This is a genomic window from Dyella sp. ASV21 (genome assembly GCF_016428975.1).
Taxonomy (GTDB): Bacteria; Pseudomonadota; Gammaproteobacteria; order Xanthomonadales; family Rhodanobacteraceae; genus Dyella.
The window spans coordinates 1-400 of the sequence record NZ_JAELTT010000204.1 but is presented as its reverse complement, the minus strand read 5'-3'; the positions used below and the strand labels follow the sequence as shown (position 1 = coordinate 400).

1 pseudogene is annotated in these 400 nt (G+C 67.0%); it reads right to left on the bottom strand.

Going from position 1 to position 400, the window contains the following annotated elements:
* Positions 1-223: 223 nt before the first annotated feature.
* Positions 224-307: pseudogene (locus JHD67_RS21520) on the bottom strand (MBL fold metallo-hydrolase); the annotation flags it as partial.
* Positions 308-400: the final 93 nt, after the last annotated feature.

The window sequence follows — 400 nt, the reverse complement described above, 5'->3', positions numbered from 1 at the left end:
CCCCCCCCCCCCCCCCCCCCCCCCCCCCCCCCCCCCCCCCCCCCCCCCCCCCCCCCCCCCCCCCCCCCCCCCCCCCTTTTACAACCACAACCCGCCACACGCGATTCGGTCACGGGTCTCGTGGGCTCGGAGATGTGTATAAGAGACAGGCGTGGCGGTATTGGTCGCCAAGGAATTTCTCGCCCTGCAACTCAACTGGACGCAGTTCTTCGAACGCGCCGTGCTGGCCTTCTTCCCATGCGGCAAGCAGGCCGCCAGCGTGGTCGAAGTGCAAATGCGACAGCACCACCACATCGATGTCTTCGTGGCGCAGGCCGACCCTGTCTCTTATACACATCTGACGCTGCCGACGACAACGTTCGGGTGTAGATCTCGGTGGGGGGGGGAGGAGTAAAGAGGG